Origin of the sequence: Chryseobacterium sp. Y16C, from assembly GCF_022488405.1 — a bacterium.
GTDB lineage: Bacteria > Bacteroidota > Bacteroidia > Flavobacteriales > Weeksellaceae > Chryseobacterium > Chryseobacterium geocarposphaerae.
This window is the reverse complement of sequence record NZ_CP092711.1, coordinates 3362827-3378370: the sequence shown is the minus strand read 5'-3', so window position 1 is coordinate 3378370 and position 15544 is coordinate 3362827. Positions and strand designations below refer to the sequence as shown.

21 protein-coding genes are annotated in these 15544 nt (G+C 34.0%); 17 read left to right on the top strand and 4 right to left on the bottom strand.

The genetic code is table 11. The features are described 5' to 3' along the window. The first annotated feature begins 12 nt into the window (after positions 1 to 12). From MKS83_RS15230 to msrA, 3 genes are all read left to right on the top strand, one after another. On the top strand, positions 13 to 981 hold the full coding sequence (locus tag MKS83_RS15230; protein ID WP_100377629.1) for an ROK family protein: 969 nt from the start codon (positions 13 to 15) through the stop codon (positions 979 to 981). 153 nt (positions 982 to 1134) lie between these two features. Then, the gene (locus MKS83_RS15225) at positions 1135 to 1287 is read left to right on the top strand and encodes a bacteriocin-like protein (protein WP_240580358.1); all 153 of its coding nucleotides are present in this window, start codon (positions 1135 to 1137) and stop codon (positions 1285 to 1287) included. A gap of 198 nt (positions 1288 to 1485) precedes the next feature. Next, positions 1486 to 2040, top strand: a complete 555-nt coding sequence (msrA, locus tag MKS83_RS15220; protein WP_240580357.1) for a peptide-methionine (S)-S-oxide reductase MsrA — start codon at positions 1486 to 1488, stop codon at positions 2038 to 2040. Positions 2041 to 2101: 61 nt separating this feature from the next. On the opposite strand, the gene MKS83_RS15215 is transcribed toward msrA, so the two are convergent. After that, complete coding sequence (locus MKS83_RS15215; RefSeq protein WP_240580356.1) at positions 2102 to 2908, bottom strand: hypothetical protein; 807 nt, start codon at positions 2906 to 2908, stop codon at positions 2102 to 2104. Between the two features lie 386 nt (positions 2909 to 3294). On the opposite strand from MKS83_RS15215, the gene MKS83_RS15210 reads away from it, so the two are divergent. The 12 genes from MKS83_RS15210 to MKS83_RS15155 all read left to right on the top strand — a co-directional run bounded on the left by MKS83_RS15210 (position 3295) and on the right by MKS83_RS15155 (position 11889). Further along, positions 3295 to 3513, top strand: a complete 219-nt coding sequence (locus MKS83_RS15210) for a hypothetical protein (RefSeq protein ID WP_240580355.1) — start codon at positions 3295 to 3297, stop codon at positions 3511 to 3513. A gap of 68 nt (positions 3514 to 3581) precedes the next feature. Further along, complete coding sequence (locus tag MKS83_RS15205) at positions 3582 to 5228, top strand: hypothetical protein (RefSeq protein ID WP_240580354.1); 1647 nt, start codon at positions 3582 to 3584, stop codon at positions 5226 to 5228. 14 nt (positions 5229 to 5242) lie between these two features. After that, positions 5243 to 5908 carry a response regulator gene (locus tag MKS83_RS15200; RefSeq protein WP_240580353.1) on the top strand — a complete coding sequence of 222 codons (666 nt, stop codon included), beginning with the start codon at positions 5243 to 5245 and terminating at the stop codon, positions 5906 to 5908. 123 nt (positions 5909 to 6031) lie between these two features. Continuing rightward, positions 6032 to 6370 carry a YegP family protein gene (locus MKS83_RS15195; RefSeq protein WP_100377622.1) on the top strand — a complete coding sequence of 113 codons (339 nt, stop codon included), beginning with the start codon at positions 6032 to 6034 and terminating at the stop codon, positions 6368 to 6370. A 4-nt stretch (positions 6371 to 6374) separates the two neighbouring features. After that, positions 6375 to 7442: a type I restriction endonuclease gene (locus tag MKS83_RS15190; protein WP_240580352.1), complete on the top strand. Its 1068-nt coding sequence runs from the start codon at positions 6375 to 6377 to the stop codon at positions 7440 to 7442. Positions 7443 to 7446: 4 nt separating this feature from the next. After that, positions 7447 to 7962, top strand: a complete 516-nt coding sequence (locus MKS83_RS15185; protein ID WP_240580351.1) for an SH3 domain-containing protein — start codon at positions 7447 to 7449, stop codon at positions 7960 to 7962. A 16-nt stretch (positions 7963 to 7978) separates the two neighbouring features. Then, positions 7979 to 8605, top strand: a complete 627-nt coding sequence (locus MKS83_RS15180) for a PH domain-containing protein (protein WP_240580350.1) — start codon at positions 7979 to 7981, stop codon at positions 8603 to 8605. A gap of 4 nt (positions 8606 to 8609) precedes the next feature. Next, entirely contained in the window at positions 8610 to 8825 is a 216-nt protein-coding gene (locus MKS83_RS15175; protein WP_240580349.1) for a TM2 domain-containing protein, read from the top strand. Positions 8826 to 8836: 11 nt separating this feature from the next. Then, positions 8837 to 9238, top strand: coding sequence for a DUF6804 family protein (locus tag MKS83_RS15170; protein ID WP_240580348.1), 402 nt, complete (start codon positions 8837 to 8839; stop codon positions 9236 to 9238). A gap of 5 nt (positions 9239 to 9243) precedes the next feature. Next, a complete protein-coding gene (locus MKS83_RS15165) occupies positions 9244 to 9651 on the top strand; it encodes a hypothetical protein (RefSeq protein ID WP_240580347.1) in 408 nt (135 codons plus the stop codon). A gap of 5 nt (positions 9652 to 9656) precedes the next feature. Further along, positions 9657 to 10997 (top strand): beta-carotene 15,15'-monooxygenase, encoded by a 1341-nt coding sequence (locus MKS83_RS15160; RefSeq protein WP_240580346.1) that lies wholly within the window; start codon positions 9657 to 9659, stop codon positions 10995 to 10997. Between the two features lie 10 nt (positions 10998 to 11007). Continuing rightward, on the top strand, positions 11008 to 11889 hold the full coding sequence (locus tag MKS83_RS15155) for a hypothetical protein (protein WP_240580345.1): 882 nt from the start codon (positions 11008 to 11010) through the stop codon (positions 11887 to 11889). Positions 11890 to 11949: 60 nt separating this feature from the next. Here MKS83_RS15155 and MKS83_RS15150 read toward each other — a convergent pair whose 3' ends face one another. The 3 genes from MKS83_RS15150 to MKS83_RS15140 all read right to left on the bottom strand — a co-directional run bounded on the left by MKS83_RS15150 (position 11950) and on the right by MKS83_RS15140 (position 13846). Next, complete coding sequence (locus MKS83_RS15150; RefSeq protein WP_240580344.1) at positions 11950 to 12399, bottom strand: GNAT family N-acetyltransferase; 450 nt, start codon at positions 12397 to 12399, stop codon at positions 11950 to 11952. Beyond that, a complete protein-coding gene (yihA, locus tag MKS83_RS15145; protein ID WP_240580343.1) occupies positions 12392 to 13015 on the bottom strand; it encodes a ribosome biogenesis GTP-binding protein YihA/YsxC in 624 nt (207 codons plus the stop codon). Before yihA ends, MKS83_RS15150 begins: the two co-directional genes overlap by 8 nt. A gap of 69 nt (positions 13016 to 13084) precedes the next feature. Further along, complete coding sequence (locus MKS83_RS15140) at positions 13085 to 13846, bottom strand: alpha/beta fold hydrolase (protein WP_240580342.1); 762 nt, start codon at positions 13844 to 13846, stop codon at positions 13085 to 13087. Between the two features lie 273 nt (positions 13847 to 14119). Between MKS83_RS15140 and mraZ the strand changes: the two genes are divergently transcribed. Then, a complete protein-coding gene (mraZ, locus tag MKS83_RS15135; RefSeq protein ID WP_100377612.1) occupies positions 14120 to 14578 on the top strand; it encodes a division/cell wall cluster transcriptional repressor MraZ in 459 nt (152 codons plus the stop codon). 39 nt (positions 14579 to 14617) lie between these two features. Further along, positions 14618 to 15511, top strand: coding sequence for a 16S rRNA (cytosine(1402)-N(4))-methyltransferase RsmH (gene rsmH, locus MKS83_RS15130; protein ID WP_240580341.1), 894 nt, complete (start codon positions 14618 to 14620; stop codon positions 15509 to 15511). Positions 15512 to 15544: the final 33 nt, after the last annotated feature.

The window sequence follows — 15544 nt, the reverse complement described above, 5'->3', positions numbered from 1 at the left end:
TTAAGCAAAGAAATGTCATTAGTAGATTTGTCAAAACACGTTGCGCTGGGAATTGATATTGGCGGAACAAACACAAAATTTGGAGTGGTAAACCACCGGGGTGAAGTTCTTGAAAAAGGAAATATCCGAACAGATGCCTACGCTACTGTAGAAGAATATATTGACGCTTTATACGAGGCTGTTCATCCCATGATCGAAAGCCACGGAAAAGAAAAAAACTTTGATGGGATAGGAGTCGGAGCTCCCAATGCCAACTATTATACCGGGACTATAGAACAGGCTCCCAATTTACCTTGGAAAGGAATTATTCCATTTGCGGAATTGATGAAAGCCAAATTTGGGTTGCCATGTACAATAACCAATGATGCCAACGCTGCCGCCATCGGGGAAATGCTTTTCGGAGCAGCCAGAGGAATGAAAGATTTTATCATGATTACTCTGGGTACAGGTGTAGGAAGCGGAATCATCGCAGGAGGCAAATTAATCTACGGACACGATGGTTTTGCCGGAGAGCTGGGACATACAATCGTGAAACCGGGCGGAAGAAAACACTGGAGCACCGGTTCTGAAGGAAGTCTTGAAGCTTATGCCTCAGCAACTGGTATTGCTATTACCGCAAAGAAAATGAGAGCCGAATTTCCTGAATCTATGCTTAATCAATATCCTGAAGAAGCCATTAATTCTAAAACAGTACACGAATGTGCTTTGAAAGGAGATCCAATATCTATAGAAGTTTTCAGATATACAGGACAAAAACTAGGAGAAGCCTTGGCTAACTTCGTGATGTTCTCTTCCCCGGAAGCTATTCTTTTGTTTGGAGGAGTAATTAAAGCAGGGGATTTTATCTTAAAACCTACGAAACTTCACATGGAAAGAAACCTTCTTCCTATTTTCAGAAATAAAGTAAAATTGGTTTTCAGTGAGCTGGACGAAGCAGATGCTGCCATTTTAGGAGCAAGTGCCTTGGTTTGGGAAAAATAATCGAAAGCTATTTCAATAATACTAAGCATCCTTTTAGGATGCTTTTCTGTTTCTAAAGTATTTATAAAGGATCCAACAATGTGAAATTATTAATGATTAAAAATCAGGTAAAATTGTTAACTTGTACTGTATTAAAACCAAAAAATCATTAATATGAAAAATCTTAAAGCATTAAGCAGAAAACAACAAAAAGCAATTTCAGGAGGAGTGCAGGGACCTTGTACAAATTATTGTGTTCCGAAACCTTTGTATACCGCAACTTGCGTTAAAGGATGGTGCGTTTATACTCCTGTTGGACCTGAATAAAATTACAGTATTTAAAATCAATTTCAAACAATTCCTTTTGGAGTTGTTTTTATTATTATTTGTGAAATCTATGAGTATGATTTGTGTTTCAGGCTTTAATTAAACATCAAATGGAAAACTTTTCCTTATTTTTGATTAGTTTTTTCTCCAAGAATATTCCTTAAACGAGAAAATATTTAAATACATAATCAACTTAGAATGGATAACAATAATTTAGAACAGATCACTTTCGGAGGCGGATGTTTTTGGTGTGTGGAAAGCTGTTTCAATATGCTGAAGGGCGTTAAATCTGCCATTTCCGGATATTCCGGGGGACATAAAGATAACCCGACTTATCAGGAAGTTTGTACGGGAGAAACAGGTCATGCAGAAGTTGTACAGATCACTTATGATCCGGCAATTATTTCCTATAAACAATTGATGGATGTTTTCTTTTTCCTTCATGACCCTACCCAATTAAACAGACAGGGAAATGATATCGGAACGCAGTACCGTTCTGTAATTTACTATAAAGATGAGGCAGAAAAAGCAAAAGCCGAAGAAGCCATTAAAGTATCTATAGCATCTGGAAGATGGACAGGAACTTATGTGACGGAATTAACGAAATTCGATACATTCTGGCCTGCCGAACAATACCATCAAGGCTATTACAATGAAAACCCAACTCAGCCCTACTGCAGTGCAGTTGTTGGTCCAAAAATTCAGAAATTCAAAAAGCATTTCGGTGAACTGGGGATGCTGAATGCAGAATAAAAAGTAAACAATTTTATATTTAACCACAAAGAATAGGAATCCTTTGTGGTTATTTTTTTTATCATTCCACTTCTATTGAATCTGGTTGCTGGTATCCAGCATAATGATTAAGTATACGTTCTGAGACATCTTTTAAAGCTTTATCATTAATTGGATGTTTTCCATAGCTTGTAAAAAATTCAACATTATTATTGCTCTTATCATACCAGACCTTTCCTATTGAATTTGCAATTGTAAGAGTGTCGGGTCGCGTAATTTTTTTAAAATACTTAAATCTAAATTTATCCATCGGAATAACATCAATCTGCGGTCCCAAAGAACTGCTATCAGTTGCCATATACCTGTCACCATCCCAATACATAAAAGGTTTATCGACTGCAATGGGGTCCCAGTTAGAAATTAACCCTCTTGCACCAGAATTTTTGTTATTAGAAAAAAACACTCCCCCCGTAACCATAAGTAAAACAAAAGTCATTTCTAAAATTCCTAAACCATTTTTCTTAAAAATATCAGGGATATTGAAAATTGGCTTATTGGTAATATTTATAACAATCTTAGATAAAGTTTGGGTAACTGCATATTCTATCGTTTTCCAATCAAGACAAAAGTCTCTAAAACTATCATATTCTAAATATCTACTAAGATCATCTAAAATTATGGTTTTTATGTTGTAATCTTCATCCTTTTCAACAATAGTCTTATAGTAAGTTTCAAAGGATTTATAACTCAAAACTATATTATAATCATCATTTAATGATGTTTCAAGATGGCTTACAATTCCATGAAATGATTTTTGAGGAGTATCATTTGAGGCCTTCTGAAAAACCTCTTCTAACAATTTTCTTTTCTGAGGTAAAAATTTTGACATATTCAACGTTATTATTGCGAAAATTATGAAGTTTTATACCTACTACATTACGGATTTCCGTAAATCTCACTGAAAAAACTTTCCAAAAACTTTCCAAAAACTTTCTAACCCTTGCCTGCTCTTTCGCCGTTACTTTGCCATAGAAATCAGTGAGAAACAAATCATTATAAAAAACAATCAATAACAAATTTACAAAACTGATTTCAAAAATTGCCAGATAAAACGGAAGTAAACTCCGGGTTGGGAAGCAGATGTTTCTCTTCCGTTTTTGATGGTTCACTTCCCAAAAAATTTAAGAAGCGCTTCGAAATTTTAATCGTGTACAGCTCGGGATAAATATTCCGAGAGGAAGGAAAACAATTTCAAACCTCAAAATTTTTAAGGAAATGATCCAGTTTATTTTAATGCTATTAGGTTTAGCATTCGGACACAATAATGCCAATACATCAACATGTGATAATAATAATTCAACTACCGTAACCGTACAGAGCGATACTGATCCAGGAAATGGAATAGATCCGGGAGATGGAACAGGAGGACCAGGAGGTGGTGGTGGAACTACCGGAGATACAGGACAATTGCCCCCGCCATTTACACATCCATAGATAAATCAAAGGACAGGTTATATAAATCTGTCCTTTTTTATTACTATTTTGCAAAAAAAACTAATATAATGAAAAAGGTATTATTGTTAATAATATTAATATGCCTCATATCTTGTTCAAGAAAGTCGATCGAACAAGATAATTCTACAAAAAATGCATATCATAAAAAAGGTGAAAAATTCAGAGATTCCAAAGTTCTCGATTCTGCATTTTATTATTATTCTCTTGCCAAAGAAAAATATATTAAAAATAATGATTCCACTAAAGCCGCTGAATCATTAATTAATATGGCTATTATACAAACAACTAAGGGGGATTTCTATGGTAGTATCGAAACTTCTTTAGAAGCAAACAAACTCTTAGTTGACGAAAAAGACACAACAGTAAAAAAAGATTTAGCCATTAGCTATAATAATATGGGTATTGCTTCTGGCTTTTTATATAATTATAATGATGCTATACAGTTTTATAAAAAAGCTGCCCAATTTACATCAAACAAAGAAAATGCGTTGTTATGTTATAATAATATAGCAGTAGCTTATCTACTCAAAAAGGATACAAGGCTTGCAAAAAAATATTTAAACTATGCTATACAAGCTAAAAGTAAAGGGAATTACGCACGAGCTTTAAATAATTTAGGAAAATTAAAACTTCTCGAAAACCCTAATTATAATCCTCTTCCTGAATTTTATAAAGCTTTGGAAATTAGACTTAACTCAAATGATACGGAAGGCTTAAATTCAAGTTATTCTACTTTATCGGATTATTTTAAAGATAGAGACAACAACAAATCATTATTATTTGCGAAAAAAATGTTAGAAACTGCAGCAATCGTTAAAAACCCAGAAGATCAGATGCAGGCCTTACAGAAACTTATAGAACTCGACCATCCGAATTATCTAAAGTATTTTAAAAAGTTTCAATCTCTTAATGATAGCCTTATCATTTCTAGAGGTAAAGCAAAAAATCAATTTGCCTTAATAAGATTTGATGTTGAAAAACAAAAACTTGAAAATGAGCAATTAAAGGGTAGGGATTTTAAAAAAAATATTGGTATAGCTGCTCTAGTCCTATTATTATTTGGTAGTTTATTTTGGTATACTAAAAGAAAAAAGCGTCTCGAACAAGAAAAAGAAATCGAAGTAAAAAACACCCAGCTTAAAATGTCAAAAAAGGTTCATGATGTAGTTGCCAATGGTATTTATCAGGTAATGACAAAAATTGAGAACCAGGAGCATTTTAATAAAGATGAGGCGCTTGACGAACTGGAATTTGTTTACGAAAAGTCCAGGGATATTTCTTACGAGAAGACAGACACCCAAGGTGAGGAAAAAGATTTCAGCGAAAAAATTTCTGAAACAGTCAGCTCATTTAAAAATGATGAAGTGAATACTTACCTTGCCGGAAACGACATCGGCATCTGGAAACATCTGAGCACAAAGAATAAGGAAGAAGTGTATCAGATCATCCGCGAATTGCTTGTAAACATGAAAAAACACAGCAAAGCAACCATCGTTTCGTTTAGATTTGAAAGAGAAAATGACCTCATCAGAATATTCTATACGGATAATGGAATTGGAATTTCAGGAGATGTAATTTATAAAAACGGATTATCTTCTACGGTTTCCCGTATAGAAACCATCAACGGAGAAATTATTTTTGACACCAAAATAGAAAAGGGACTTAAAATTACTATTTCATTTCCTGCTTCCTAAAAAACCTAAACAGAATGTTCAAAAAAATTTTAATCGCCGAAGACCACGAAATGGGCAGTTTTTCTGTCCAAAAAACATTGGAGGATCTTAATATTCCGAAAGTTGATTATGTATATTATTGTGATGATGCTCTGGCAAAAGTTCAAAAAGCTTTACGGGAAAACGATCCTTATGATTTATTGATCACCGACCTTTCTTTTGAAGAAGATCATTACACACAAAACATTAAAGACGGGCAGGAATTAATTCAAAAAGTGAGGGAAATTCAACCGGCTCTCAAAGTGATTGTTTTTTCCGGCCAGCATAAATCAGGAATTATCGATTCGCTTTTTAAAAATTATCATATCAACGGGTATGTGCGGAAAGCCAGAAATGACTCTAAAGAACTAAAAAAGTCCATCGCTTCTGTTTTTATTAATGAAAATTATCTTTCTACAGATCTCAAGCAGGAAGTGAAAAAATTTAACAATTATGAGTTTTCTGCTTATGACATCACATTGGTGACCCTCCTTTCAAAAGGAATTTTGCAGAAAAATATTCCTGTTCATCTTCAGGAAAAAAATATAAGACCAAATAGTTTAAGCAGTATCGAGAAAAAACTAAACAGCTTAAAAGAAGACCTTGAAGTAACCAGCAACGAACAATTAGTTGCTTTTTGTAAAGACATCGGAATTATTTAATCCAAATTTTCTGAATAATATCAAAAACCTTTCATTTTTATGAAAGGTTTTTCGTTTTACGGATTCCCGTAAGGAGACGCAAATTAATGCTCATATTTTTGAAGTGTTAAATAAAAAACAGTCATGGGAAAATTTATTATTACTCAGAGAGTAAACAAAGAGTATCAGTTTAATCTGAAAGCCACAAATGGCGAAATTATCTTAACCAGCGAAGGCTATGTCCAAAAAGCATCTTGCCATAAAGGAATAGAATCGGTGAGAATTAATTCTCAGGATGACTCAAGGTACGAGAGAAGAACTGCCGTAAACGGAAAAGAATATTTCGTCTTAAAAGCAAGAAACGGCGAGATTATTGGAAAAAGCCAGTTATACAGTTCAAAATCGGGAATGGAAAACGGAATTGCCTCCGTAAAATCCAATGCTCCAACCGCCGAAATTGTTGATGAAACGCTAAAAAGCTAAAAGTATGGATCTTAAAATTAAACTTGAGCAGCTTCATCAAAAAGTCATTGGCTTAAAAGAGCAAATCGGAACAGAAGAAGCAACAAAAAATGCTTTTGTAATGCCTTTTATACAAATTTTAGGATATGATATCTTCAACCCAACAGAGGTTGTTCCCGAACATGTTTGTGATATCGGAACCAAAAAGGGTGAAAAAGTAGATTATGTGATCAAAAACAATGATGAACCCATCTTCATTATAGAATGTAAGCACTGGAAAGAAAATGCGGATGCCCATAATTCTCAGCTTCACCGCTATTATCATGTTTCAAAAACTAAATTCGGAGTGTTGACCAATGGGATTGTTTACAACTTTTATGCAGACCTTGAGAAGCCCAATATTATGGATGAAAAACCTTTTCTTACCATAAATCTTGAAGACCTGAAAGATAGTTCAATAAAAATTCTGGAAAGTTTTACTAAAACCGGTTATAATCTGGAAGATATTCTAGGTTCTGCAGAAGCTTTAAAATACATCAAAGCAATTCGGAAAGAATTTGAAAAAGAAATAGAAAACCCTTCAGATCAACTGATCAAACTCTTAGTAAGCCGCTTTTTCGATAAACCAATCAATGCCAACAGACTCATTGCATTTAAGGAGTACACTAAAAAAGCATTAACCACATCCATCAACGAATCCATCAGCTTTAGACTAAAATCTGCCCTGAGTATCAATGAGCAAATCGAAAAGCATGATGATAAAAACATACAGCCTGTTGACGAAAACAATGAAACCCCTAAATTCATTACGACTGAAGAAGAATCTGAAGGATTCCAAATCGTAAAAGCAATCCTGAGAGAAAAAATTCCTTCAGAAAGAATTGCGCCAAGAGATACCCAGTCTTATTTTGGAGTTCTGCTGGATGACAACAACAGAAAGCCTATCTGCAGGCTGCATTTTAATACAACGAATAAATATCTGGAGCTATTTCATAACGGTAAAGATGCCGGAGAAAAAATGCCGCTAAATGATCTTGATGAAATTTATAATTATCGAAATGAGCTTCATCAGACGTTAGAAATTTATAATTAAAAACATGAAAAGACTAATACCATTTATTATACTTACATTCAGTTTATTTCTTTTAAACTCTTGTTTTAAAGCCAATGATAATGTAGGACATGACGGGAGATGTACAGGTTCCGCATATTGTACGGCCTGCTCAAACTGTTCTCGATGTGGACATTGCAGTAGCGGTGGAACCTGCGGCGTTTGTGGTGGCGGTTCCGGAAACAACTCTTCTTCCGGAAGTTCTGCCAAAAGAAGCAAATCCAAGAAAAACAAATCATCAGATTCTTATAAGGCATCAAAAGCAAAATCCAATAAACCTCCAAAAGTATTTATTGATAAGGTAAATGTCAACGTCAACTCCAACAGATATATTGCAGGAATTTCAACGACCAATATTTACGAAAAACCTTCTTTCAAATCTAAAATAATAGCCATAGTTCCTAAAAATACAAAGCTAATCCAGGTTTCCAAGCATAACTCCTGGTACAAAGTAAAAAAGGATGGGAAAATAGGATATGTTCATTATAAGGATATAAAGTAACTAAAAACAAAATAACATGAACCTAAAAAAATTTTTAAATGAAGAACAAGATCCAAAAGCAGTAGAAAAACTTTTGGAGAGAATCAACAGCCTCCTTACCTCTCAGGAATTTGTAGAATATATTGCTGTTCAGAAAAAACCAGCTCTTAATTTATCCCCTGATTGTATTGCCCTTACCAATAGAAGAATTATTTTTTGTAGACCTAAAACCTTCGGTTTATCAATGGATTTTCAGGACTACAGTTGGGTGGATATTGCAGATTGCCATATTAAAGAAGGAATAATAGGTTCCACTTTTATGATGAGAACAACAAGAAATCTTACCAATATGATGGATTATCTTCCAAAAGCACAAGCCAGAAAATTATATCAATATGCTCAGGAGATTGAAGAACAGATGAGAGGTGTAAGACGAGAAAAAGATTTAGAGACAAGAAGAGCTTCTGCAGGCGGCGTTACAGTGAATAATACAACACCAATCATCGCGCAACCCCAACAATTTCAGCAACAGCAAAAACCATTATTAATAGAAAATGAAGATCCTTTTGCTCTTTTACAGAAATTAAAAGGTTTAATGGAAAACGGAATAATCTCTCCCGAAGAGTTTGAAGAAAAGAAGAACGAAATTTTATCAAGAGTTTAAACCTATGAAATCAAAATTCACAACCGCGCTACTAGCTTTTTTCTTAGGAGGACTAGGTATCCACAGATTTTATTTGGGGCAAAATAGCAGAGGAATACTTTATCTGTTATTTTGTTGGACATTCATTCCTTCATTGATTGCCCTTTTCGATTTTTTTGTCTTCATTTTTATGTCCGAAGACAATTTTAATTACAAATATAATCTCAAAACAGGATTTTAAAAACAAAAAGCATGAAACCATTCCTCAATTTTTGTGCGCTATGTTGTTTCATTGGTATTTTCAGACTTCCCTTAGAATATTATACTTTTCTCAGAATCCTTATTTCCATTGGAGCTTTATTGGTCTTATACAATACTTTAAACTTTAAACAGCATTATTTAAGTATAATTTTTCTTGTCATCCTTATTCTTTTCAATCCCGTTTTTCCTATTTATTTATATCGAAAAAGTTTATGGATCCCAATTGATACCATAACGGGAATTTTATTTCTGTTGATCAATTTCCTAGAAAAACCAATACAAAAAAAGGAAGAAGAAATTACCGAAGAAGCTTCAAAGCAATCTTTATCAATACACCAAAGATCTCCTTCACGAGACAGAATCATTAATCCCCAACAATCAAAAGAAGACTAAACTATATGGAAAACAATCAAATTACCGAAAATCTTAAAGCTCATTTTCTCCGACTTTATCAAATGGCAATTTGTGATGATGATTTCAGCGCTTTAGAACTGAAAATGCTTTATAAATGCGCCGAAGAAAGAGGTATTTCATCTAAAAATCTGGACGAAATTCTTCTGAATCCGATCAATTTAAAATCACTTGTTCCACAGACAATCGAGGAAAAAGTAGATTATCTCTACGATCTCACAGTAATGATCTGGACAGATGGAATTGTTTCTCCGAACGAATATTCTGCTATGCAAAAATATGTTCTGATGTTTGGCTTTTTGGAAGAAAATGTAACGGCAATCGTAGATTATCTCATCGAAGCCGTAAAAATCGGCAAGAATAAAAGCGAAATTTTATACGAATTAAAAAACTAACTACTATGGATACCACAAGCATAAAAAATTTATTTAAACTAAAATCTGTTCCTATTGAGCCTAAAATAGAACAGTTACCCAAAACAGAGCAAAATACGGAAGAGGAATCTCCCGAAGAAAGCAGGAAAAGAACCTATCACGAATCAGGATACAGAGACAGTTCACGAACCAACGGAAACCACTCTACCCTTTCAATCTGTCTTGATGCTGTATACTCAAAATTTCAAAACGAAGAAAAAGAAATGGTTGAAAAGCAGCAAAAATTAAAAGAATCTTATGTTAATGAACAAAAAAACAGGGAAACAGAGATCAAAGCCCTAACTGTTTCACAAGAAACCAAAGAGGAACAACTGAGAAATAAAAACAAAGAAATCGAAAATCATCAGAATACCATTGAAAACTTAAAAGCCGAAATCCTCGATCTTCCAAGAAATCCGGAAAAGTATAATGTAAAAGCGACAAAAGGCGCTTCAGCAAAATTCTGGATTGGATTGATTCTTCTGATTCCCATCACTTTATATTTAGCAACATTTTATATTTCAACTTCTTATTCGGCATTTTTTAAAAGTTTTGATGCAAAAAGCACTGTCATTCAAAGTGTTTTGGATGCGAATGCATGGATGAAAGCATGGTATGACGGTTTTATAGAAGTAGCCTTCGTTACTTTAATTCCGTTTGTATTTCTGGGATTAGGATTTCTGATTCACATGTTTGGTGAAAATAAAAACAGAGCCAATTATATCAAATTGGGGTTATTATTTATCGTGACATTTGTTTTCGACTCTATTTTAGCCTATGAAATTGAATCAAAACTATATGAATTAAACAAAACTTTTGATTCGCCACCCTTTGATCTTAAAATAGCCTTTACCAAAATTCAGTTTTGGGGAATCATTTTCGCAGGATTTATTGTTTACATTATTTGGGGGCTTGTTTTTGATTTTGTCATGAAAGAACATCGGGAAAAAGACAAAATCAAAAGTGAACAGGAAATCAGGCAGAAAAAAGTAATTTCTCTTTCAGAAAAGATCAATATTTTGAAAAAAGAAATTGAAGAAGTTATTACCAATACCGCTAACACAAAAGAACTCATCATCAAAACACGCGGGAGAATCGAAGAGCTTCAGAATATCATTGACGGAGTGATCATTCCGACCAAAGATTACAAATTATATGCATCAGAATATGTTCAGGGCTGGATCACTTTTATCGGAGAGAAAATTGCGGTTTCAAGAACAGAAAAACAAACGATGATCGATGATTGTATAGCAACATATAATACCAATCTGGAAAACGTTGGCGCCAATTCTGACAATCAGAACCTTGTTTATTTATCATCTTTATAAATCCCAGATTATGAAAAAGATATTTTATTTATTAATGATCGTTTCTTTAGTTTCTTGCAAAAAAACTCTACCTCCATCATCTTGTACAAATTGTCCACCTGAAGTCGATTCAAATAATATCAATGTCAGTATTTTAATCGATTTATCCGATAGAATAGATCCCGCAACCAATCCGAATCCCACAATGGAATATTTTCAACGCGATACGGAATATATCAAAGCTATTGAAAAGGGATTTTTAAACCATATTAAATCAAAGAAAATTATTACTTATGATGATCAGATGCAGGTCTTCTTTAACCCTGAACCTTCCGATCCGAAGATGAATGAGTTTACAAAAGAACTGAAAGTCTCTTTCGATAAAAACACAGAACGAAATTATTTTGATCTGGTTGATAAAAAATATTCAGAATTACCTTTAAATATTTATCAGTCAGCTATAAAGGACGGAAAATATGTCGGCTCGGATATTTGGGAATTTTTTAAGAACAAGGTAAAAGATTATTGCATTAAGGATAATAAAAGAAATATCCTTTTCATTTTAACGGACGGATATATGTATCATGAAAACACAAAATTTGCAGAGGAAAATAAAACGTCTTATCTCACAACCAAATTTATAAAAGCGAACAATCTCACAACTTCAAATTTTAAAGATATTATCGAAAAAAACAAATTTGGTTTTGTAAAAGCCAATGATAATCTGAGCAATCTAGAGGTAATCGTCTTAGGAATCAACCCGGAAAAAGGAAATCCGTTTGAAGAAGCTGTGATTAAGGAATACTGGGAAAACTGGTTTAAAGAAATGAAGATCAAAAACTATCAGATCAAATCTGCAGACCTTCCTTCCAATCTGGAACCTATTATCTTAAAAGCAATTTCAGGAAAATAAAAACACTCCATATATATTTAGCTATCAGAACAGCGGGGAAATTAATTTCCCCGCTGTTCTTTATTTTCTCAACATCTCCGTGTGCGGAATGTCGTCTTCCAGATATTTTTTCCCGGTATCTTCAAACCCGAAGTCGCCATAGAACTTCAATAAATAATCCTGTGCAGAAATTCTAATTTCAGAAGTATGGAAACGGTTCTCAATAGTTTCAACAGCATATTGTATTAATAATTTCCCCAAGCTTTTTCCTCTCGCTTTTTCAGTTGTCAAAACTCTTCCGATAGAAGCCTCATCATATTTTATTCCTTTGTCGAAAATTCTGCAGTTTGCCAAAACTTCTCCATCTTCTTCCGCCCAGATGTGAACCGCCTTCTGATCATAATTATCCAGATCCGGATAAGGACAATTCTGCTCGATCACAAAAACATCGATTCTTGCTTTTAGCACAGCATAAAGCTCGGGAACTGTAAACTCTTCGAATGCTTTTATTTTCCAGATAATATTACTCATCAAAACTCACATTATTATTAACCAGAAACTCATTGGTCTTCTGGATAAAGTTTAAAATTTCCTCTCCTCCTACTTTCTTTTCCGCAGAAGTCACATAAAGCTCAGGAAGATCTTCCCAGGTTTTGTGAAGTTCGGCTTTATAGTCTTCTACATTTTTTATGGCAACATTCGGCTTTAGTTTATCCACTTTGGTAAATACAATAGAAAATGGCACCCCGCTTTCTCCACACCATTGAATAAAATCCAGGTCAATCGCCTGCGGTTTGTGCCTTGAATCCACCAGCACAAAAAGATTCACCAAATTCCTCCTGTTTAAAATATAATTGGTAATCAGCTTTTCAAAATCTTTTCTGATCGACTTTGAAACTTTTGCATAGCCATATCCCGGTAAATCCGTTAAATACCAACTTTCATTAACTAAGAAATGATTAATAAGCTGTGTTTTTCCCGGAGTCTGTGAAGTTTTAGCCAGATCTTTATGATTCATCATTGCATTGATTAATGAGGATTTTCCAACATTAGATCTTCCGATAAAAGCATATTCAGGAATTGTAGGTTCCGGACAATCCTGCCATTTTCCGCTACTTTTTACAAACGTTGCTGTTTTAATAACCATTTCTATAGAATATTTTAGAAAAACAAACCATTAAGAAAAAGCTCTTAATGGTCATTTTTTATTTTAATTTTAAACTTTATCTTTTATCCAGCTATAAAGAATTTCATTGAATTCATCTGGTTTTTCCATCATTGCTGCATGACCACATTTATCAATCCAGAACAGATCCGAATTCGGGATAAATTTGTGCATATCCTCGGCAACTTCAGGAGGTGTTACATTATCCTGATTCCCCCAGATCAGACATGTCGGTGTCAGAATCTTAGGCAAATCATTCAGCATATTGTGTTTGATAGCGCTTCTTGCCAACATTACAGTTTTAATACCCTTCATTCTGTCATTTACAACACCGAAAACTTCGTCTACCAAATCTTCAGTTGCAATTGCAGGATCATAAAAAACCTCTTCTGTTTTCTTTCTGATGTAGGAACGGTCATTCTTTCTTGGGAAACTGTCGCCGAAAGTTCTTTCGTACAAGCCAGAGCTCCCTGTAAGGACAAGATTTTTAACCAAATCAGGTCTTGCCAGTGTTAAAATTAACCCAACATGACCTCCCATTGAATTTCCAACAATAGTAACAGGTCCCTGAACATGGCTCTCAATAAACTTTATTATATATTTTGCTAAAGTTGTAAGATTGGTATTGAGTACCGGCAAATCGTAGATTGGTAACTGAGGAACATAAACTTTGAATCCTCTGTTTGAAAAAAAATCCACCATTTTATCGAAATTACTCAAACCACCCATTAAACCATGCAACAACACCAACGGATGTCCTTCCCCAGCTTCTACAAAGGTATATTTCTTTTCTTTTTTTGTACTAAATATCATATAATGCCTGTAATAAAGCCTTGCAAAAATACAAATTAAACCTCAAAAAAATTTTGAATACTCTAATTTAAAATAAAAATAACATAATAATCTCCTTTTTAGCTATTTTTTTGAAAATCTCTTTATTATGGCGTGAATAGCAGTAAATACAATCCTCTCCATATCAAACAATTACATCCCTAAAACTCAATCTTTAATAAAACTTATTAACATTAAGGGAAAAAGTGGGAAAAAGTGGGAAATTTTAGAAATTATTATATAAATTTGCTCCAAATGAAAAGTTTCATTGGGACATATGAGTGTAAAATTGACGACAAAGGCCGCTTAAAAGTTCCTTCATCTTTAATTAAACAGATGGAAAACTTCGACGACAAGGCATTTGTAGTCAAAAGATCTGTGTTCCAATCTTGCCTGGAAGTTTACCCTATGAATGCATGGGATAAATTGATGGGCAAAATTAATAAACTTAACAGATTCATTAAAAAGAATGCTGATTTCATTAGAATGTTTACGGCAGGAGTAAAAACAGTGGAACTGGATAACGCAGGAAGATTACAGATTTCTAAAGATCTGACTCATTTTGCAAATCTCCAAAAGGATATTGTGATTACAAGCGCAGGAGAATTGTTTGAAATTTGGGATAAAGAGGCCTACGAAAAGGTAATCTCTACCAATGAAACCGATTTCGCCAGTCTTGCCGAAGATGTGATGGGCTCTTTCGATGAAGAATAATTACGCTGATCATTAAAAGCGAAAAAACACAACTTAAGTATGTATCATAACCCCGTTTTGTTGAAGCAAAGTGTAGATGATTTGGTAACGAATCCAGACGGAATATATGTAGACTGTACTTTTGGAGGAGGCGGTCACTCCAGAGAGATCTTGAGCAGGCTTTCAGACAAAGGAAAACTGTTCAGTTTTGATCAGGATTTAGATGCTCTTAAAAATGCAATTGATGATCCGAGATTTACATTAATCAATCAGAATTTCAGATTTCTGGAAAACTCTTTGCTAATGTATGGAATTTCTCAGATCGATGGAGTTCTGGCCGATTTGGGAGTTTCTTCCCATCAGTTTGATGAGGCGGAAAGAGGCTTTTCCACAAGAAGCAATGCTCCTTTGGATATGAGGATGAACATTATGCAGGGACTTGATGCCAAAAGAGTCATCAATGATTATGAAGAAGAACAGCTTGCTGACATTTTTTATTACTATGGTGAACTGAGAGAAGCCAGAAAACTGGCAAGAGATATTGTTCATCACAGAAAAACAAAAAGCATCGAAACAACAGAAGATCTGAAAAAGCTATTCAGCTATCTTCCACCACATAAAGTGAATAAATTTTATGCCCAGTTATTTCAGGCCATAAGAATTGAAGTTAATCAAGAGCTTGAAGTACTGAAGGAAATGCTTGTTCAGGCATATAATGTTTTAAAGCCGGGAGGAAGATTAGTAGTAATATCTTATCATTCTTTAGAAGACAGGCTGGTCAAAAGATTTTTGAAAAACGGAATGTTTGAGGGAGAACCCGAAAGAGACATTTACGGAAATTATAAAAAGGCATTCGAACTGGTAAAGAGTAAGGCGATTATTCCCGATGACAAGGAAATCGAAGAAAACTCCAGAGCCAGAAGTGCTAAAATGAGAACAGGAATAAAAGTATAAAAAGTGAATGATTGAATTGTCAATAGTGAATTT